This is a genomic window from Sphingobium sp. (assembly GCF_032153725.1).
In the GTDB taxonomy this organism is placed as follows: Bacteria; Pseudomonadota; Alphaproteobacteria; order Sphingomonadales; family Sphingomonadaceae; genus Sphingobium.
Genome location: NZ_JALDYQ010000024.1, coordinates 28,175 through 46,385 on the forward strand (window position 1 = coordinate 28,175; position 18,211 = coordinate 46,385).

Annotated in this window: 18 protein-coding genes; 14 read left to right on the forward strand and 4 right to left on the reverse strand. The window is 64.1% G+C overall.

All coding sequences use genetic code 11. The features are described from left to right. Window positions 1-17 precede the first annotated feature (17 nt). From glmU to glmS, 3 genes are all read left to right on the forward strand, one after another. The gene (gene glmU, locus RUH75_RS10000) at window positions 18-1,310 is read left to right on the forward strand and encodes a bifunctional UDP-N-acetylglucosamine diphosphorylase/glucosamine-1-phosphate N-acetyltransferase GlmU (RefSeq protein WP_313805422.1); all 1,293 of its coding nucleotides are present in this window, start codon (window positions 18-20) and stop codon (window positions 1,308-1,310) included. Between the two features lie 26 nt (window positions 1,311-1,336). Next, window positions 1,337-2,164: a metallophosphoesterase gene (locus RUH75_RS10005; RefSeq protein ID WP_313805425.1), complete on the forward strand. Its 828-nt coding sequence runs from the start codon at window positions 1,337-1,339 to the stop codon at window positions 2,162-2,164. 81 nt (window positions 2,165-2,245) lie between these two features. Beyond that, the gene (gene glmS / locus RUH75_RS10010) at window positions 2,246-4,069 is read left to right on the forward strand and encodes a glutamine--fructose-6-phosphate transaminase (isomerizing) (RefSeq protein ID WP_313805312.1); all 1,824 of its coding nucleotides are present in this window, start codon (window positions 2,246-2,248) and stop codon (window positions 4,067-4,069) included. Here the strand turns inward: glmS and RUH75_RS10015 are convergent. Then, a complete protein-coding gene (locus tag RUH75_RS10015) occupies window positions 4,056-4,268 on the reverse strand; it encodes a KTSC domain-containing protein (protein WP_313805315.1) in 213 nt (70 codons plus the stop codon). The genes glmS and RUH75_RS10015 overlap by 14 nt on opposite strands. Window positions 4,269-4,555: 287 nt before the next feature. Between RUH75_RS10015 and RUH75_RS10020 the strand changes: the two genes are divergently transcribed. After that, window positions 4,556-5,770, forward strand: a complete 1,215-nt coding sequence (locus RUH75_RS10020) for an FAD-dependent oxidoreductase (RefSeq protein ID WP_313805318.1) — start codon at window positions 4,556-4,558, stop codon at window positions 5,768-5,770. 7 nt (window positions 5,771-5,777) lie between these two features. Here the strand turns inward: RUH75_RS10020 and RUH75_RS10025 are convergent, their stop codons facing one another. Continuing rightward, complete coding sequence (locus RUH75_RS10025; protein ID WP_313805321.1) at window positions 5,778-7,391, reverse strand: carbon-nitrogen hydrolase family protein; 1,614 nt, start codon at window positions 7,389-7,391, stop codon at window positions 5,778-5,780. Window positions 7,392-7,563: 172 nt separating this feature from the next. Further along, window positions 7,564-8,784, reverse strand: a complete 1,221-nt coding sequence (locus RUH75_RS10030; RefSeq protein WP_313805324.1) for an NADP-dependent isocitrate dehydrogenase — start codon at window positions 8,782-8,784, stop codon at window positions 7,564-7,566. A 179-nt stretch (window positions 8,785-8,963) separates the two neighbouring features. On the opposite strand from RUH75_RS10030, the gene RUH75_RS10035 reads away from it, so the two are divergent. Together RUH75_RS10035 and RUH75_RS10040 are read left to right on the forward strand one after the other, a co-directional pair. After that, window positions 8,964-9,698 carry a phosphatidylserine decarboxylase gene (locus RUH75_RS10035; protein WP_313805327.1) on the forward strand — a complete coding sequence of 245 codons (735 nt, stop codon included), beginning with the start codon at window positions 8,964-8,966 and terminating at the stop codon, window positions 9,696-9,698. Then, window positions 9,695-10,471, forward strand: a complete 777-nt coding sequence (locus RUH75_RS10040; RefSeq protein ID WP_313805330.1) for a phosphatidylcholine/phosphatidylserine synthase — start codon at window positions 9,695-9,697, stop codon at window positions 10,469-10,471. The genes RUH75_RS10035 and RUH75_RS10040 overlap by 4 nt, the downstream gene beginning before the upstream one ends. A 3-nt stretch (window positions 10,472-10,474) precedes the next feature. Here the strand turns inward: RUH75_RS10040 and RUH75_RS10045 are convergent, their stop codons facing one another. Beyond that, window positions 10,475-10,702: a hypothetical protein gene (locus RUH75_RS10045; RefSeq protein WP_313805333.1), complete on the reverse strand. Its 228-nt coding sequence runs from the start codon at window positions 10,700-10,702 to the stop codon at window positions 10,475-10,477. Window positions 10,703-10,953: 251 nt separating this feature from the next. On the opposite strand from RUH75_RS10045, the gene rpsB reads away from it, so the two are divergent. The 8 genes from rpsB to rseP all read left to right on the forward strand — a co-directional run bounded on the left by rpsB (window position 10,954) and on the right by rseP (window position 18,141). Next, the gene (gene rpsB, locus RUH75_RS10050) at window positions 10,954-11,712 is read left to right on the forward strand and encodes a 30S ribosomal protein S2 (RefSeq protein ID WP_313805336.1); all 759 of its coding nucleotides are present in this window, start codon (window positions 10,954-10,956) and stop codon (window positions 11,710-11,712) included. Between the two features lie 114 nt (window positions 11,713-11,826). After that, the gene (gene tsf, locus RUH75_RS10055; RefSeq protein WP_313805339.1) at window positions 11,827-12,753 is read left to right on the forward strand and encodes a translation elongation factor Ts; all 927 of its coding nucleotides are present in this window, start codon (window positions 11,827-11,829) and stop codon (window positions 12,751-12,753) included. Window positions 12,754-12,936: 183 nt separating this feature from the next. After that, window positions 12,937-13,662, forward strand: coding sequence for a UMP kinase (gene pyrH / locus RUH75_RS10060; protein ID WP_313805342.1), 726 nt, complete (start codon window positions 12,937-12,939; stop codon window positions 13,660-13,662). 6 nt (window positions 13,663-13,668) lie between these two features. After that, complete coding sequence (gene frr / locus RUH75_RS10065; protein WP_313805345.1) at window positions 13,669-14,226, forward strand: ribosome recycling factor; 558 nt, start codon at window positions 13,669-13,671, stop codon at window positions 14,224-14,226. Between the two features lie 120 nt (window positions 14,227-14,346). Beyond that, the gene (locus RUH75_RS10070; RefSeq protein ID WP_313805348.1) at window positions 14,347-15,072 is read left to right on the forward strand and encodes an isoprenyl transferase; all 726 of its coding nucleotides are present in this window, start codon (window positions 14,347-14,349) and stop codon (window positions 15,070-15,072) included. 5 nt (window positions 15,073-15,077) lie between these two features. Next, on the forward strand, window positions 15,078-15,854 hold the full coding sequence (locus RUH75_RS10075; RefSeq protein WP_313805351.1) for a phosphatidate cytidylyltransferase: 777 nt from the start codon (window positions 15,078-15,080) through the stop codon (window positions 15,852-15,854). Further along, the gene (locus tag RUH75_RS10080; RefSeq protein ID WP_313805354.1) at window positions 15,854-17,011 is read left to right on the forward strand and encodes a 1-deoxy-D-xylulose-5-phosphate reductoisomerase; all 1,158 of its coding nucleotides are present in this window, start codon (window positions 15,854-15,856) and stop codon (window positions 17,009-17,011) included. The genes RUH75_RS10075 and RUH75_RS10080 overlap by 1 nt, the downstream gene beginning before the upstream one ends. Continuing rightward, window positions 17,008-18,141 carry an RIP metalloprotease RseP gene (gene rseP, locus RUH75_RS10085; RefSeq protein WP_313805357.1) on the forward strand — a complete coding sequence of 378 codons (1,134 nt, stop codon included), beginning with the start codon at window positions 17,008-17,010 and terminating at the stop codon, window positions 18,139-18,141. The genes RUH75_RS10080 and rseP overlap by 4 nt, the downstream gene beginning before the upstream one ends. The last annotated feature ends 70 nt before the right edge of the window (window positions 18,142-18,211 follow it).

An 18,211-nucleotide genomic window follows, 5' to 3' on the forward strand; every position in this document is an offset into this window, starting at 1 on the left:
CAGGGCAGGGGACGCGCATGAAATCCGCCAGGCACAAGGTGCTGCATCCGATCGCGGGAAGGCCGATGCTGCTCCATCTGCTTGCCAGCGTGGCGGAATTGCAGCCCGAACGGCAGGTCGTGGTGGTCGGCGCTGGCCGGGAGCAGGTGGAAAAGGCGGTCGAGGGGAACGGAACTGTCATCGCGGTGCAGGCCGAGCAGCTTGGCACCGGCCATGCCGTCGCGCAGGCGCATGATGCGCTGGCGGGTTTTGCGGGCGATATCCTGATCCTGTATGGCGATGTCCCGCTGGTGCGGACCGAAACCTTGCGGACCATGCTGGAGCGACTGAATTGGGGTGACGAGCCGCGCGCCGTGGTGCTGGGCTTCCGGCCGGAGGATGCCGCTGCCTATGGCCGGATCATCGCCCACGAGCAGGGCGTCATCGAGAAGATGGTCGAGTATAAGGACGCCGATGCCGAGGAGCGGGCGGTGACGCTCTGCAATTCGGGGTTGATGGCGGTGCGCTCGACCGATCTCTTCGTGCTGCTGGACAAGATCGGCAACGACAATGCGGCGGGCGAATATTATCTGCCCGACATCGTCATGCTGCCCGGTGCCCAGAGCGCGGTGATCGAGGCGGAGGCCTGGGAGGTAGCGGGCGTCAACAGCCGCGCGGAACTGGCCGGGGTGGAAGCCGTCTGGCAGGAACGCCGCCGCGTCGAGGCGATGCGCGAAGGGGCTACGCTGATCGCGCCGGAAACGGTGTTCTTCGCCCACGACACGGTGTTGGGCCGGGATGTGGTGATCGAGCCCAATGTCGTCTTTGGGCCCGGCGTCACCGTGGCCGATGACGTGACCATCCACGCTTTCTCCCATCTGGAAGGCGCGACCATCGGGACCGGCGCGGAAATCGGCCCCTATGCCCGCCTGCGTCCCGGCGCGAAGATCGGCGTCAGGGCCAAGGTCGGCAATTTCGTCGAGGTGAAGAAGGCCGAACTGGGCGAGGGTGCGAAGGCCAATCACCTGTCCTATATAGGCGATGCCAGCGTGGGCCCGGGCGCCAATATCGGAGCGGGCACCATCACCTGCAATTATGACGGATTTTTCAAATATGTGACGGAGATCGGGGCGGGGGCCTTCATCGGTTCCAACAGCGCCCTGGTGGCTCCGGTGAAGATCGGCGACGGCGCGATCGTCGCGGCGGGCAGCGTCGTGACGCAGGCTGTGGAGGCTGACGCGCTCTGCCTCGTCCGGCCGAAGCAGGAAGTGAAGCCCGGCTGGGCTGCGCGCTTCCGTGCAAGGATGCAGGCGCGCAAAGCCGGCAAGTGAAGGGTTTTGTTCGCAGGCGGCGCTGGCTGACGGCGCTGCTGATCCTGTTGATCCTGTCGGTGGCGACGGTGCTTTGGCTGGTCGCCAATGCGCGGGCCATGCCGATCGTGCGGCGGTTGGACGTCACGCTGCCCTTTCCGGCGGATGCGTCCCCGCGTCCCGTCACGGTCGCGCTGATGACCGACAGCCATTTGTCGGGCCCCGACAACAGTCCGGAACGCATGGCGCGGATCGTTGCCCAGGTGAATGGCCTGAAGCCCGACCTGATCGTGCTGGGCGGCGATTATATCGGTGATGCGAAAGGCGGGGCGACCTATGACCCCGTGCAGAGCATCGCTCCTTTCGCGGCCTTGCGCGCGCCATTGGGCGTGGTGGCGGTGCTGGGCAATCATGATGCGCGCAAGCATGCGCTGATCAGCCGCCGCCAGTGGCACGACCTGTTCGGCCGGATCGGCATCCACCTGCTCGACAATCAGGCGGTGCGCCGGGGGCCGTTGGCGATCGGCGGATTGCGCGATATTTACACCGGCCGGCCTGATATCCCAAGGACGCTGGACGCGATGCAGGCACTGGGCGGTGCGCCCGTGATGTTGTCCCATGGGCCGGATGCCTTTCCGTTGTTGCCCGATAGGTCGATGTTGACCCTGGTGGGGCATACCCATTGCGGACAGGTGGCCTTGCCCTTTGTCGGGATTGTCTATGTGCCGTCGCGTTATGGCACGCGCTACGCCTGCGGGGTTTATCGGGAGGGCGCGCGGACGATGGTCGTTTCGGCGGGGGTGGGCACCAGTGGCCTGCCGATCCGATTGCTGGCGCCGCCGGATGTCTGGCTGATTACAATTCATCCACGATGACGCTGGCCCCTGTCACCGGTAGCGCGAACGTGGCATAGGCGGCATAAGCATATATTTTCACGGCTTTGGGGCGGACCATCCATGTGCGGTATCATCGGAATCATCGGCAAGGACGACGTGGCGGAGCGGCTGGTCGAAGGGCTGCGGCGACTGGAATATCGCGGCTATGACAGCGCGGGTGTCGCGACCGTTCATGAAGGCGCGATCGACCGCCGCCGGGCCGAGGGCAAGCTGGTCAATCTGGTGAAGGAACTGGAGCAGGCGCCGCTGCCCGGCACGACGGGGATTGCCCATACGCGCTGGGCGACCCATGGCGCGCCGACGACCAGCAATGCGCACCCCCATGCGACGAAGGATGTCGCGCTGGTCCACAATGGCATCATCGAGAATTTCAAACCGCTGCGCGAGGAGTTGATGGCGCGCGGCCGGGTGTTCGACAGCCAGACCGATACCGAAGTCGTCGCCCATCTGGTGAGCGAGCTGGTCGAGCAGGGCGCTTCGCCGAGGGAGGCGGTGGAACAGGTGCTGCCGCGTCTGCACGGCGCCTTCGCGCTGGCGATCCTGTTCCGCAGCCATCCCGACATGCTGATCGGCGCGCGGCTGGGGTCGCCGCTGGTGGTCGGCTATGGCGAGGGAGAAACCTATCTCGGCTCCGACGCGCTGGCGCTGGCGCCGCTGACCCAGCGCATAGCCTATCTGGAGGAGGGCGACTGGGTCGTCATCACCCGCGACGGCGCGGAGATTTTCGACAGGGACAACAACCCGGTCGAGCGGCCCGTCACCATTTCGGGCGTGACCGGCGAGCTGATCTCCAAGGGCAATCACCGCCACTACATGCTCAAGGAGATTTACGAGCAGCCGGTTGTCGTGGCGCAGACCTTGCGCTCCTATCTTCGCCGCATGGACGATCAGGTGTCGCTGCCGATCCCCGATTTCGACCTGGGCGCGATCCGCCGCGTCACGATCGTCGCCTGTGGCACCAGCTATTATGCCGGCATGGTCGCCAAATATTGGGTCGAGCAGCTCGCCCGGGTGCCCGTCGACATCGATGTGGCGAGCGAGTTCCGCTACCGCGCGCCGGTGATGGAAGAGGGCGGCCTGATGATCGCCATCAGCCAGTCGGGCGAAACCGCCGATACACTGGCGGCGCTGCGTCATGCGCGGGCGGAGGGGCAGAAGATCGCCGCCGTGGTCAACGTGCCCACCAGCACCATGGCGCGGGAAACCGACCTGCTGCTGCCGACGCTGGCCGGACCGGAAATCGGCGTGGCGTCGACCAAGGCCTTTACCTGCCAGCTGGCGGTTCTGGCGGCCTTTGCCGCGAATCTCGCCCGGGCCAAGGGACGGCTGGATGCGAAGGCCGAAAAGGAGCTGGTGCGCCACCTCGCGGAAGCACCGGCCGCGCTCAATGGGGCGCTTGCCTATGACGAGTCGATCGAGGCGATGGCCCATCTGATCGCAGGTGCCCGCGACGTGCTCTATCTCGGGCGCGGGCCGGACTATCCGCTGGCGATGGAGGGCGCGCTCAAGCTCAAGGAAATCAGCTATATCCATGCCGAGGGCTATGCCGCTGGCGAAATGAAGCATGGCCCGATCGCGTTGATCGACGACAAGGTGCCGGTGATCGTGCTGGCGCCGAGCGGGCCGCTGTTCGAAAAGACCGTCAGCAACATGCAGGAAGTGCAGGCGCGCGGCGGCAAGGTGGTGCTGATTTCCGACTATGACGGGGTGCAGGCGGCGGGCGAGGGCTGCATCGCGACCATCACCATGCCCAAGGTCCATCCGCTGATCGCGCCGATGGTCTATGCCGTGCCGGTGCAACTGCTCGCTTATCATGTCGCCGTCGCCAAGGGCACGGACGTCGATCAGCCGAGGAATTTGGCCAAGTCCGTTACGGTGGAGTGATCCAGCACTGGCGCGTGAAGCGATAGCGGTCGCGGATGCGGCGGTTGAAATAGCCGCCCTTGGACGTGGCCGCGCGCATCCCCTCCGCGATCTCCGCCGGCACGTCATGATAGCTGTAGCGCTTGCCGCTGACGAACTGCACGTCCAGCCGGTGCTGGGCGGCGTCATAGTCGAAGCGGGCGATGGCGGTCGACGGCATGTCGTCTATAATGATCGGGGCCGGGCGATGTTTCCTGCTGCCGGTGTCCGGTGGGATTTGGGTGACACAGGTGACACGATGGAGGTGCGGGCAACCACCATTTCCTGCCTTTATTTCCAAAAAATCATGTTAAATGTTCAAAGAGCCGCGCAAAGGCTGGAGACAGGCGCAAAACCGGTTCCCACTTTGGCGCAGGATGCTTTAGCGTGGACCGGTTGATGTAGGACAGGTAAAAATGGAGGGCGGGTGCGGCTTCGCGCCGCCGGCCAGTCTGTCGGAGAGCGGCCATGGCGTCTCATCTGGTGATCGTAGGGGGAGGACCCGCCGGGATGATGGCGGGCCTGCTCTTCGCGCGCGCGGGGGTGCCGGTCACGGTGCTGGAAAAACATGGCGATTTCCTGCGCGATTTTCGTGGCGATACCGTCCATCCCTCCACGCTGGAGCTGTTTCGTGAACTGGGGTTGCTCGATCGGTTGCTGGAACGGCCGCATGACAAGGTCAGCGAACTCGCCGGGCGGATCGCGGGGCAGCGGGTGCGGATCGCGGATTTCAGCCGCCTGCCCGTGAAGAGCCGTTTCATCGCGTTGATGCCGCAATGGGACTTTCTCGACTTCGTGGCGCAGGAAGCGGGGCATTATCCGGATTTCACGCTGCGGATGAAGGCGGAGGCGACGGGCCTGACCCATGACGCCGCCGGCAGGGTGAATGGCGTGAAGCTGGCGGATGGGGCGGTCGTTCCGGCGGATTATGTCATCGCGGCGGACGGACGGCGATCGATATTGCGCGATGCGGCTGCCTTGCCGCTCAAGGATATCGGCGCGCCGATGGATGTGTTCTGGTTCCGCCTGCCCAAGACCGCGACGATGCGCAATCAAAGCATGGGCGTGTTCGAGGCGGGGCGGCTGTTCGTCCAGCTGGACCGGGGCGATTATTGGCAATGCGCCTATGTCTTTGCCAAGGGGCAGGCGGAAGCGGTGCGCGCGCGCGGCCTGCCCGCATTGCGCGCGGAAATCACGCGCCTCGTGCCGGAACTGGGCGGGGCCGTCGAGGATCTGGTCGATTGGGACCAGCTGAAGCTGCTTTCCGTGGCGCTCGACCGGCTGATCCGCTGGTATCGACCGGGCCTGCTGGCGATCGGCGATGCTGCCCATGCCATGTCGCCCATTGGCGGCGTCGGCATCAATCTGGCGGTGCAGGACGCGGTGGCGGCGGCGAACCTGATGGCGCAGGCGATGGCGGAAGGAGGCGATGTCGATGCGATCGCCCCCCGTGTGCAGCAGCGGCGCCTGCTGCCCACGCGCGTCATTCAGCGGATTCAGAAACTGGCGCATGACCGGATCATCGGGGCCTTGTTCGATCCCGATACGCGGCTTACCGCGCCGCCCTGGCCGGTGAAGCTGCTCGACCGCCATGCCGTGCTGCGCGGGATTCCCGCGCGCCTGATAGGATTGGGCATCAGGCGCGAGCATATTCGTTCGCCTGATGCGGGAAAGCGGGTTTAGAGGGCGATCAGCCGCCGCCCGGCGCGTTGTGGCCGCCCGCCGGCACCGGTCCGCCGCTTGGCGCATGGGCGTGGTCGGGATTGCTGTCCCAGTCGATATGATAAAGGTCGAACCGCCGGTCGCGCAGGTTGCGCACCGTGCCTTCCGCCCGCGCCCAGCTGAGGTCGGCCAGATTCACGTCCGCCATGGTCAGCGTCTCTACATTCTCGGTCGACTCCGCCGCAATGCCATCCCGCGCGAAGGGCAGGTCGCAGGGGGTGAGGATCGCGCTCTGGGCATATTGAATGTCCATATTGTCGACATTGGGCAGATTGCCGACATTGCCCGACATGACGACATAGCATTGGTTTTCGATCGCGCGGGCCTGCGCGCAATAGCGTACGCGCATGTAACCGAGCCGCGAGTCCGTGCAGAAGGGGACGAAGATGATCCGCGCGCCCTGATCCACCAGCCGCCGCGCCAGCTCCGGAAATTCGCTGTCATAGCAGATGAGCACGCCGATCGGCCCGCAATCGGTCTGGATCACGTCCAGCGAGTCGCCGCCCTTGATGTTCCACCAGAAGGCCTCGTTGGGCGTCGGGTGAATCTTTTCCTGCGTATGCAACGAGCCATCGCGAAGCGCGATATAGGCGATGTTCTGGGTATCACCATCCTCGGCGCGCGTCGGGTGGGAGCCGCCGATGATGTTGATATTATATTCCAGCGCCATCCGCTCCAGCTCGCGGCTCAGGCGCGGGGTGTAGCCGGTGAGCCTGTCGATCGCCTCGACCGGGGAGAGCTTTTTCGTCTCGTAGGAGAGCAAAGGCAGGGTGAACAGTTCAGGGAAGACGATGAAGTCGGACCGGTAATCCGCAGCGACATCGACGAAATATTCGATGTTGCGGATGAACTCGTCGAAATCCTGCACGGCGCGCGCTTGCAGCTGGCAGGTGGCGAGGCGAACGCTTTCGACGCCGCGGGGCACCCGCATTTCCGGTGCCTCGTCGGGATCGACATAGGGGTTGCGCCATATCAGATGCGCGGCGTGGCCGTCGGATTGCCTGTCCTCCGGCAGATAATTTTCCAGCACGCCGAGTGGTTCGAACTGGTTCTTCAGTTGGAAGCTGATCACCTGATCGCGAATCTTGCCGTGGACGACCTTGTCGAGATAGTCGGTGGGACCATGGACGCGCCGCTTCGCGCGGGCATAGCCGGGCATCCGCCCGGCGATGACGATGCCGTGCAGGTCCAGTTCCTCGGCCAGTTCCTTGCGTTCGTCATAGAGCCGCTGGCCGATGCGCAGGCCGCGCAGCTTGGGATCGACCGCCATCTCATAGCCATAGAGCCACTCGCCCGCCGCGCTGTGCCGGGTGCCGAAGCCGTTGGCGGTGATCTCCTCCCAGTCATGATAGGAAAAGGCCATCGTCCTGCTGACCCGCATGGTCGCGCAATAGCCGACGACCTTATTGTCATAGAGCGCGACGAAGCAGCCGGTCGGGAAATTGTTGATCTGACCGCGCAGGGTGGCCAGCGAATAATTGGGCATGCCGGGATAGACGCGGGCGATCAGCCGCTGGATGCCGCGCACGTCGGCCGGAACCGCGGCGCGGACCTCCAGGCGTTTCTTGGCCGTCGTCGTCATTGCTCGCTTCCAGTTCGTGAAATGGGCCGCCCATGAAAAAGGCGGCGCCGGGATGCGGCGCCGCCTCGTTCCGTTACCGTATTGAACCGCGAAGGCGCGGATCAGTTCCGCCTGAGCATTCCGAAGTCGGCCGGTACGGCCGACGGCTCGCGGAATGCGGCAACCAGATGACTCAGGCCCACTTGCCCATGGCTTCTTCCAGGTTCACGCGGATCGCCTCGAAGAACTGCTCGGTGGTCATCCAGGCCTGATCGGGGCCGATCAGCAGTGCCAGATCCTTGGTCATCGCGCCGCTTTCAACGGTTTCGATGCAGACCTTTTCCAGCGTTTCGGCGAATTTGGTGACTTCCGGCGTCTCGTCGAACTTGCCGCGATAGGCCAGGCCCTGCGTCCAGGCGAAGATCGACGCGATCGGGTTGGTGGAGGTCTGCTTGCCCTGCTGGTGCTGGCGATAGTGGCGGGTGACGGTGCCGTGCGCGGCTTCGGCCTCGACCGTCTTGCCATCGGGCGAGAGCAGCACGGAGGTCATGAGGCCGAGCGAGCCGAAGCCCTGCGCCACGGTGTCCGACTGGACGTCGCCGTCATAGTTCTTGCACGCCCAGACGAACTTGCCGCTCCACTTGAGGGCGGAGGCGACCATGTCGTCGATCAGGCGATGTTCGTAAACGACGCCCGCGGCCTTGAACTGGTCGGCGAATTCCTTGTCGAACACGTCCTGGAACAGATCCTTGAAGCGGCCGTCATAGGCCTTGAGGATCGTGTTCTTGGTCGACAGGTAGAGCGGCCAGCCGCGGCCCAGCGCATAGTTCATGCTGGCGCGGGCGAAATCGCGGATCGAATCGTCCAGATTGTACATGCCCATGGCGACGCCGGCGCTGGGGAAGTTGAAGACGTCCTTCTCGATCTTCTCGCCATTGGCGCCGTCCCACACCATGCGCAGCTTGCCGGGGCCGGGGACGAGGAAGTCCGTGGCGCGGTACTGGTCACCGAAGGCGTGGCGGCCGATGACGATGGGGTCGGTCCAGCCGGGGACCAGGCGCGGCACGTTGCGGATGACGATGGGTTCGCGGAACACCACGCCGCCCAGGATGTTGCGGATGGTACCGTTGGGCGACTTCCACATTTCCTTCAGGCCGAATTCCTCGACGCGCGCTTCGTCGGGGGTGATGGTGGCGCACTTCACGCCGACGCCATGTTCCTTGATCGCGTTGGCGGAATCGATGGTGATCTGGTCGTTGGTTTCGTCGCGCTTCTCGACACCCAGATCATAATATTTGAGGTCGATGTCGAGATAGGGAAGAATGAGGCGCTCGCGAATCCATTCCCAGATGATCCGGGTCATTTCGTCGCCGTCGATCTCCACGACGGGGTTTTTCACCTTGATCTTTGCCATAGCGCCTATTCGCCTTCTTTCGTTCGGGTGGAATTTGCGACACGCCCTACGGAAAGCGGCGGCAATGTTCAACAGCACAGTTCATGTGGGCAATGGCATTTGCGAGGCATGATCATTTCATGGGTCGCAGGTGGCATAGGACGTTGTCACTGTAACTGTCTGTCCCTAAAGACGGAGCCATGGAAAATGACGAACTGACCGTCGCGCTGGGCGGCAATGTGAAATGGCGATTTCCCTCGGTTCACCCGGAGGGCGTCAAATTCGGCCTGATCGCGGTTGCGATTACCGCCGTGCTGTTTCTGGTCGGCTGGGAAATTCCCGGCTGGCTGATGGTGATGGTGTCGATCTGGGTGTTCGCCTTCATCCGCGACCCGGTGCGCGCCGTGCCGCAGGATGAGCGCGCCATCGTCGCGCCCGCCGACGGTCTGGTGACGCTGATCCAGCGCGTGCCGCCGCCGCGTGAGATGGCGGGGGCGGATGGGCTGGGCGACCAGCCGATGATCCGCGTGTCGATCTTCATGAGCGTGTTCGACGTGCACATCAACCGCACGCCGATCGGCGGAACGGTGAAGTCGGTCGTCTATATTTCCGGCAAATTCCTGAACGCCGATCTCGACAAGGCGAGCGAGGATAATGAGCGTCAGCACATATTGGTCGAGCGTCATGACGGCGTGCGGATCGGCTTCACCCAGATTGCGGGGCTGGTGGCGCGGCGGATCGTGCCGTTCGTGAAGCCGGGCGACATGGTGGCGGCGGGGCAGCGCATCGGCCTGATCCGCTTTGGCAGCCGGGTTGACGTCTATCTGCCTGCCGGAACCGCGCCCCGCGTGGTGCTGGGCCAGCGTACGGTCGCGGGCGAGACGATCCTGGGGCAGATGGGCGACATGCGCGTGATATCGGGCATCCAGCAATGAGGCAGCGGCGCGCCATTCCGCCAGGCCTGCGCCGCGGGATCACTCTGCGGATGGTTGCGCCCAATGCCGTGACAGCCATGGCGCTTTGCTTCGGATTGACCGGCGTGCGCTATGGCATTTCGGGCGAATGGGAGAGGGCGGTGCTCTCCATTCTGATCGCGGGGGTGCTGGACGGGCTGGACGGCCGGATCGCGCGCTTGTTGCGAGGTGAAAGCCGCTTTGGCGCGGAACTGGACTCGTTGTCCGATTCGATCGCCTTTGGCGTGGCGCCCGCGCTGGTCCTCTATCTCTGGTCGCTGCACGCCATGCCGAAATTCGGCTGGATCTTCGCTCTGGCGCATGCCCTGTCGTGCGCGCTGCGATTGGCGCGCTTCAACGCCAATATCGATGCGGATGAGCAGCCGCATAAATCGGCCGGCTTTCTGACCGGCGTGCCCGCGCCTGCCGGGGCGGGGTTGGCATTTGTGCCTCTTTATTTATGGCTGGTCACGGGCGAGGAACTGTTCCGCGCCTGGTATATCGTTGCGCCCTGGACGGCCTTTACAGCCTTTCTGATGATCTCCAGCATTGCCACCTACAGCTGGTCGGCGTTGCGGCTGCGCAAGCGGATCAGGCTGGAGGTGATCGCCTTCGCCGGACTGCTGGCGGCTTTGCTGATCACCGATCCCTGGTTGACGCTGCTCTTCATCTGCGCGGTCTATCTGGGGACCATTCCCTTCGGCATATTGTCCTATGCCAGGGTGCGTCGGCAGCAGTCTGAACTGAAGGGTTGAAGATCAGGCGGCGAGGGCGCCGGCAGGGAAGGCGAGATCGGACCGCCGCGGTGTGGGCGTGACGCGGCGGCGGCTGATACGCAGGCGATAGACCGGTGCTTCCCGCGGGATGGGCTCGAATGTGAGAGCCGCGACCATCTTGTCGTGATAAAATGCGAACATGCCGATGATGGTGCCTGCTGCCAGCAGGAACGATCCGGTGAAAACAAGTGCGGCGACCAGTGCGAACATAAGCAGATCACTTTCTGTCTTGCCATTTTCACGGCTTGGTTCACTATACCGGCGCAAACTGCGGAAATCCGCTGCTTGTTCCTGATGTTCTCCTTATGTTCCATCCGAAACGGAGAGTCAACCCCCTTGCATTGGCTTTCTTGCGCGTTTAAAGGCGCGCCCATTCCACATGGGAATCGACATATCCGGTGCTGACGGCGCGACGCTGCCAGTTCCTGATTCCCAGAGGTGTAACCGGAAGGAGAACTATTATGGCGGCACCTGTCGTCACCATGCACCAATTGATCGAGGCTGGCGCCCATTTCGGCCACCAGACCCACCGCTGGAACCCGCGCATGAAGCCGTACATCTTCGGTGAGCGCAACGGCATCCACATCCTTGACCTGTCGCAGACCGTGCCGCTCTTCGGCCGCGCGCTGGACTTCGTGTCGGCGACCGTCGCCGCCGGTGGCAAGGTGCTGTTCGTCGGCACCAAGCGCCAGGCGCAGGACCCGATCGCTGAAGCTGCCCGCAAGTCGGGTCAGCATTTCGTCAACCACCGCTGGCTGGGCGGCATGCTCACCAACTGGAAGACCATTTCGGGTTCGATCAAGCGCCTGAAGACCCTTGAGGAGAAGCTGTCGGGCGACACCCACGGCTTCACCAAGAAGGAAGTCCTTCAGATGACCCGCGAGCGCGAGAAGCTGGAACTGTCGCTGGGCGGCATCCGCGACATGAACGGCATCCCCGATGTCATGTTCGTGATCGACGCCAACAAGGAAGAGCTGGCGATCAAGGAAGCCAACACGCTGGGCATCCCGGTCGTCGCGATCCTCGATTCGAACGTCTCGCCCGACGGCATCGCTTTCCCGGTTCCGGCGAATGACGACGCCAGCCGCGCGATCCGCCTCTATTGCGACGCCATCGCCGCCGCCGCCACCAAGGGCAACCGTGGTGCGCAGCAGGCTTCGGGCGTCGATCTGGGCGCGTTGGACGAACCCGAAGCCGAGCAGGTTGTCGCCGAAGCATAAGAGCGTCGCGCAACTGCAAGAATGACAGGCTAGGGCGCGCTCCACAGGAACGCGCCCTAGTGCTTATGTGAAATTCGCATAATAGACCCCCTTTTGAAATTTAGGAGCCGAAACATGGCCGAGATTACCGCTGCCGCCGTCAAGGAACTGCGCGACCGTTCGGGCGCGGGCATGATGGATTGCAAGAAGGCGCTCACCGAAGCCAATGGCGACATCGAAGCGGCAACCGACTGGCTGCGCGCCAAGGGTCTGGCCGCCGCGCAGAAGAAGTCGAGCCGCACCGCCGCTGAAGGGCTGGTCGGCGTCGCCGTCGCGGGTACCAAGGGCGTTGCCGTCGAAGTGAACAGCGAAACCGACTTCGTCGCCAAGAACGACCAGTTCCAAGATTTCGTCCGCACCGTTTCGGCCATCGCGCTGGAAAACGGCACCACGGACGCGGACGCGCTGTCGAACGCGGCCTATCCGGCTGGCGGCACCGTGGCCGAGAAGCTGGTCGCGAACATCGCCACCATCGGCGAGAACCAGACCCTGCGCCGCGTCGGTCAGGTCGAAGTGAGCCAGGGCGTGGTCGTTCCCTATGTCCACAACGCGGCTGCTCCGGGCCTTGGCAAGATCGGCGTTCTGGTCGCGCTGGAAGGCGACGCGCCGGCCGAGGTTCTGGAGCCGCTGGGCAAGCAGATCGCGATGCACATCGCCGCTGCCTTCCCGCTGGCCCTGTCGGCCGCCGACATCGATCCGGCCCTGCTGGAGCGTGAGCGTGCCATCGCCGCTGAAAAGGCCGCCGAATCGGGCAAGCCTGCCGAAATCGTCGCCAAGATGGTCGACGGCGCCGTTGCCAAGTTCGCCAAGGAGCAGGCTCTGCTCTCGCAGCTGTTCGTGATGGACAACAAGACCCCGGTAGCCGACGTCGTCGCCAGGGCGGCGAAGGAAGCCGGTGCTTCGATCACGCTGAAGAACTATATCCGCTTCCAGCTCGGTGAAGGCATTGAGAAGGAAACGAGCGACTTCGCGGCGGAAGTCGCGGCCGCCGCCGGCGTCTGATCTGACAGACTGTTCGATCCGGGCGATGGCGGGAGGCTGAGGCTTCTCGACAAGTCCGGGGGGAACGCTAAGGAAGTTCGGGGTTTAAAACCCTGCTTCACAACATGGCGCGCACTGCCTAAGGTGCGCGCCATTTCCTTGCCCGGTAAAATGGGCCCATATATAAATGGAACATTGCCCGGCATGACCCGACCCGCCTTCAAGCGCATCTTGTTGAAACTCTCGGGCGAAGTGCTGATGGGGCAGGGGCAGTTCGGCATCGAGCCGGAAACCGTGAACCGGGTCGCGGGCGAAATCGCGGCGGCCAAGGATGCCGGGTTCGAACTGTGCGTCGTTGTCGGCGGCGGCAATATCTTCCGGGGTCTGGCAGGGGCGGCCAAGGGTTTCGACCGGGCGAGCGCCGACTATATGGGCATGCTGGCCACCGTGATGAACGCGCTGGCGGTGCAGAATGCGCTGGAAAAGCTGGGCTACGACACCCGTGTCCAGTCCGCCATTCCCATGGCGTCGGTCTGCGAGCCCTATATCCGGCGCAAGGCGGTGCGGCACATGGAAAAGGGCCGGATCGTCATCTTCGCGGCGGGCACGGGCAGCCCCTATTTCACCACCGATACCACGGCGGCCCTGCGCGCGGCGGAAATGAACTGCGACGCGCTGTTCAAGGGCACCAGCGTCGACGGCATCTATAATGCCGATCCCAAAAATGTGGCCGATGCCGTCCGCTATGAGGAAATCAGCTTCGATCAGGTTTTGAACGATAACCTCAAGGTCATGGACGCGAGCGCCATTGCGCTTTGCCGCGAAAACAATATTCCCATCGTTGTGTTCAACATCCGCGAAACCGGCAATCTGGCGACAGTGCTGGCGGGGCAGGGTGTCGCGACGATCGTGCAAAATCAGGAGCGTTGAAAGAAAATGGCTCAATATGACAAGGCCGACCTCGAACGCCGCATGCATGGTGCCCTCGAATCGCTGAAGGGCGATCTGGCGGGCCTGCGGACCGGTCGCGCGAATATCCAGCTGCTCGATCCGGTGACGGTCGAGGTTTATGGCGCGCATATGCCGCTCAACCAGGTTGCGACCGTTTCCGCGCCGGAGCCGCGCATGCTGTCGGTCCAGGTGTGGGACAAGACCAATGTCGGCCCCTGCGACAAGGCGATCCGCTCGGCGGGCCTGGGCCTGAATCCCATTGTCGACGGCCAGACGCTGCGCCTGCCGATCCCGGACCTGACCGAGGAGCGCCGCAAGGAACTGGCCAAGCTGGCCAGCAAATATGCCGAGGGCGCCCGCGTTGCCGTCCGCAACGTCCGGCGCGACGGCATGGACCATCTGAAAGCCGACGAAAAGAAGGGCGAGATCAGCGAAGACGAACGCAAGCGTCTGGAAACCGAAGTCCAGAAGCTGACCGATAGCGCCATCGCTGATATCGACGGGGCGACGGCGGCGAAGGAGAAGGAAATTCTCGGTCAGTGAGCCGGGACATTCCGCCCTTCCTCATGGCGCAATCGACCATCTGATGGCCAGCCAGGCCAAACCTGACCTCGGCAGTGGCGCGCCCGCCCATGGCGCCCCGCGCCTGCCGCCCAACATCTCATGGACGCCGCCCGTGCCCAGCCGCCAGGCACTGGCGCGCGCCACGTCGCGATAATCATGGACGGCAATGGCCGCTGGGCGAAAAAGCGCTTCCTGCCGCGCATTGCCGGTCATCGCGCCGGGGTGGAAGCGGTGCGCCGCGTCGCCCGCGCGGCGCGGGAGCTGGGTCTGGAATGCCTGACGCTCTACGCCTTTTCCTCCGAAAACTGGAAGCGGCCGGCGGGCGAAGTGGCGGACCTGATGGGTCTGCTGCGGCATTTCATCCAGTCCGATCTTGATGAATTCCACGCCAATGGTGTCCGGCTGCGGATCATCGGCAATTACCAGGCGCTGGACCCGTCACTGGTCGATCTGATCGAAAGCGCCGTCGCGCGGACTGCCTGCAATGCCGGGCCGATCATCGCGATAGCGCTCAACTATGGCGCGCAGGACGAACTGGTGCAGATGGCGCGGGCGCTGGCGCGTCGCGTGCAGGCAGGCGAGATCGCGGCGGACGAGATCGGCATCGATGATGTCGATGCGGCGCTCTACACCGCCGATCTGCCGCCGCTCGACCTCATGATCCGGACGTCGGGAGAGCAGCGGCTCAGCAATTTCATGCTGTGGCAGGCGGCCTATGCGGAGCTGTATTTCACCGATACGCTATGGCCGGATTTCGATGCGCAGGCGCTGGCTGCCGCGCTCGACGCCTTTCGCCTGAGGGACCGCCGTTTCGGCGGGCTGTGACGCGCATGTCGAGCGAGCTTCGCACCCGTGCCATCGTCGGCATCGTCCTGATTTTCGTGGCTCTGGGGGCGCTTTTTGCCGGCGGTTTCCTGTTCTGGCTGCTGCTGGTGGTCGCGGGCGTCCTGATGCAGGGCGAATGGGGCGATCTCACCGGGGCCACGCCGGAAAATCGCAAGCTTGCCATGTTCGCCGTGTCCGTGCCCCTGGCCATTCTCTGTCCTGTCGCCGCAGGGGTGTCCTGGCTCGCCTTCGCGCTGGCGGCTGCCGCTTTCTTCTTCGTCGCGCTGGTCGGACGTTCGGTGAAGCTGGCGCTCGGCGTGCCTTATGTCTGCGTGCCCGTCATGGCGCTGCTGTTCCTGCGGGAACAGACGCCCAATGCCTATGGGCTGCTGCTGAGCCTGTGGGCGCTTTCGCTGGTTTGGGCGACGGATATCGGCGCCTATTTCGCGGGCCGCTCCATAGGTGGCGCCAAGCTGGCGCCGCGCGTCAGCCCGTCCAAGACCTGGTCCGGGCTGGGCGGTGGCGTGCTGGCCGCATTGCTCGTGGGGTTTCTGCTCTATCGCTTCGCGCAATTGCCGATCCAGCTGGCGGCGGCCAGTGGCCTGCTGGCGGTGGCGGCGCAATTGGGTGATCTGCTGGAAAGCGGGATGAAGCGCCGCGCGGGGGTCAAGGACAGCGGCACGCTGTTGCCCGGCCATGGCGGCATCATGGACCGGCTGGACGGCGTGGTCGCCGCCGCGCCTCTGGCGGCGCTGTGCTATCTGTTTCTGGTGCTGCCCTGATGAAAAAGGTGTCGATCTTCGGCGCGACCGGATCGGTCGGCATGTCGACGCTGGATTTGATCCAGCGCGATCCCGAAGCCTATCAGCTCATCGCCCTCACCGCGCATAGCGACGTGGCAGGCCTTGCCGCCGCAGCCCGGCAGGGCAATGCTAGGCTCGCCGTGATCGGCAACGAAGCCCATTATGGCGCGCTCAAGGATGCGTTGCGCGGCTCAGGGATAGAGGCGGCGGCAGGAGAGGGTGCGCTGGTCGATGCGGCTCAGGCGGGGGCCGACTGGAGCATGGCCGCGATCGTTGGTTGCGCTGGCCTTCGTCCGGCCATGGCGGCGCTGAAGGCGGGCGGCACGGTCGCGTTGGCGAACAAGGAGTCGCTGGTTTCGGCAGGCGCTCTCATGATGGATGCGGTGGGGGCCTCCAGCGCTACGCTATTGCCCGTCGACAGCGAGCATAATGCCATATTCCAATGCCTTGCAGGCAGTCGCATGGAAGATGTGGCAAGGATTACGCTGACCGCAAGCGGCGGTCCCTTCCGCACCCGCAGCCGGGAAGAGATGCAAGGCATCACGCCCGCGCAGGCGGTGGCCCATCCCAACTGGTCGATGGGCGCCAAGATCAGCGTCGATAGCGCGACGATGATGAACAAGGGACTGGAACTGATAGAGGCGGCGCATCTCTTTCCCGTGGGCCTCGACCGGATCGAGATTCTCGTTCATCCGCAATCGGTCATTCATTCGATGGTCGAGTTTCGCGACCGTTCCACTCTGGCGCAGCTGGGTTCGCCCGACATGCGCATCCCGATCGCCCATGCGCTGGCATGGCCGGAACGGATCGCCACGCCCTGCCAGCCGCTGGATCTGGCGCGGATTGGCCGGCTGGACTTCGAGGCGCCCGATGAGGTCCGCTTCCCCGCCTTGCGCCTGACGCGGCAGGCAGCGCAAGAGGGCGGCGCCGCGCCCGCCATCCTTAACGCCGCCAATGAGGTGGCGGTCGCCGCCTTCCTTAAAGGCGCCATCGGCTTCCTTGATATCGCCATGATTGTGGAGGATGTCCTGAACCGCTATAGCGCGCCTGTACCCCGCCAGATCGACGATGTGCTGGCGGCGGACGCTGAGGCGCGTAATATGGCGGGCCTTGTGATGGAAAGATTGACCGCTTGATTCAGAATCCCGGTTTCCTGCTGACTGTATTCGCTTTCGTGGCAGTCATAGGACCGCTCGTCTTCGTGCATGAGCTGGGCCACTATCTGGTGGGTCGCTGGTGCGGGGTGAAGGCGGAGGCCTTTTCCATTGGTTTCGGCCCGGAAATCGCCGCCTGGGTCGACAAGCGCGGCACGCGCTGGCGGTTGGGCGCGCTCCCCCTGGGCGGCTATGTCCGTTTCAAGGGCGATATGAACGCCGCCAGCCAGATCGATCCGCGATGGTTGGAAATGCCCGCCGCCGAACGGGCGGAGAGCTTCCCGGCCAAGCCATTGTGGCAGCGTGCGGCGATCGTCGCGGCCGGTCCGGCGATCAATTTCCTGTTCGCCATCCTGATCCTTGCCACCTTCGCCTTCGTCCATGGCGAGAGCCGCACGCCTGCGGTCGCCGGACAGGTGCAGCCGGGCAGCGCGGCCGCAGCGGCCGGCGTTCTGACGGGTGACCACATCGTCTCGCTCAACGGGCGCGAAATGGCGACTTTCGACGACATCCGCCTGTTCGCGCAGATTCGCCCCGGCGAGCCGGTGACGATCGTGATCGAGCGCAAGGGCAAGTTGCTGGAAAAACAGGGCAAGATCGGCGCGGTCCAGGAGGATGACGGCTTCGGCAACAGGTTCCGCATCGGTCGTCTCGGCATCGCGCCCGGCGAACCGGTGATCGAGCCCGTCAGTCTCGTCCGCGCGCCGGTCGTCGCGGTTGAGCGGACCGGGCAGATCATCCGCACCATGGTCGAGACGCTGGGCCAGATCGTCGGCGGTGGCCGGTCGGTCAGGGAACTGGGAGGACCGTTGAAGATCGCGGAGGTTTCGGGTCAGGCGGCGACGCTGGGGGTGGAGAGCTTCGTCTTCTTCATGGCCCTCATCTCCATTAACCTGGGATTCATCAACCTCTTGCCAATTCCCATGCTGGATGGCGGCCATCTGCTGTTTTACGGGGTGGAGGCGATACAGCGGCGACCGGTCAGCCCACAGGTGCAGGAATGGGCCTATCGCTCGGGTCTGGCGGTCCTGCTGGCGATGATGGTGCTGGTAACATTCAACGATTTATCCTCTTTCGGCCTCTGGGATCGTCTGTCCGGCTTGATCGGCTGAGCCGTATCGGGCAGGGAGACGCAATTTGACGCCGTCTTTCCCGATGTGAACGGATTTGGCCCGGTGTGAA

Coding starts and splice junctions, on each gene's coding strand:
- glmU (WP_313805422.1), top strand. CDS start 18: ATGAAATCCGCCAGGCACAAGGTGCTGCATCCGATCGCGGGAAGGCCG.
- glmS (WP_313805312.1), top strand. CDS start 2,246: ATGTGCGGTATCATCGGAATCATCGGCAAGGACGACGTGGCGGAGCGG.
- RUH75_RS10015 (WP_313805315.1), bottom strand. CDS start 4,268: ATGCCGTCGACCGCCATCGCCCGCTTCGACTATGACGCCGCCCAGCAC.
- RUH75_RS10020 (WP_313805318.1), top strand. CDS start 4,556: ATGGCGTCTCATCTGGTGATCGTAGGGGGAGGACCCGCCGGGATGATG.
- RUH75_RS10025 (WP_313805321.1), bottom strand. CDS start 7,391: ATGACGACGACGGCCAAGAAACGCCTGGAGGTCCGCGCCGCGGTTCCG.
- RUH75_RS10030 (WP_313805324.1), bottom strand. CDS start 8,784: ATGGCAAAGATCAAGGTGAAAAACCCCGTCGTGGAGATCGACGGCGAC.
- RUH75_RS10035 (WP_313805327.1), top strand. CDS start 8,964: ATGGAAAATGACGAACTGACCGTCGCGCTGGGCGGCAATGTGAAATGG.
- RUH75_RS10040 (WP_313805330.1), top strand. CDS start 9,695: ATGAGGCAGCGGCGCGCCATTCCGCCAGGCCTGCGCCGCGGGATCACT.
- RUH75_RS10045 (WP_313805333.1), bottom strand. CDS start 10,702: ATGTTCGCACTGGTCGCCGCACTTGTTTTCACCGGATCGTTCCTGCTG.
- rpsB (WP_313805336.1), top strand. CDS start 10,954: ATGGCGGCACCTGTCGTCACCATGCACCAATTGATCGAGGCTGGCGCC.
- tsf (WP_313805339.1), top strand. CDS start 11,827: ATGGCCGAGATTACCGCTGCCGCCGTCAAGGAACTGCGCGACCGTTCG.
- pyrH (WP_313805342.1), top strand. CDS start 12,937: ATGACCCGACCCGCCTTCAAGCGCATCTTGTTGAAACTCTCGGGCGAA.
- frr (WP_313805345.1), top strand. CDS start 13,669: ATGGCTCAATATGACAAGGCCGACCTCGAACGCCGCATGCATGGTGCC.
- RUH75_RS10070 (WP_313805348.1), top strand. CDS start 14,347: ATGGACGCCGCCCGTGCCCAGCCGCCAGGCACTGGCGCGCGCCACGTC.
- RUH75_RS10075 (WP_313805351.1), top strand. CDS start 15,078: ATGTCGAGCGAGCTTCGCACCCGTGCCATCGTCGGCATCGTCCTGATT.
- RUH75_RS10080 (WP_313805354.1), top strand. CDS start 15,854: ATGAAAAAGGTGTCGATCTTCGGCGCGACCGGATCGGTCGGCATGTCG.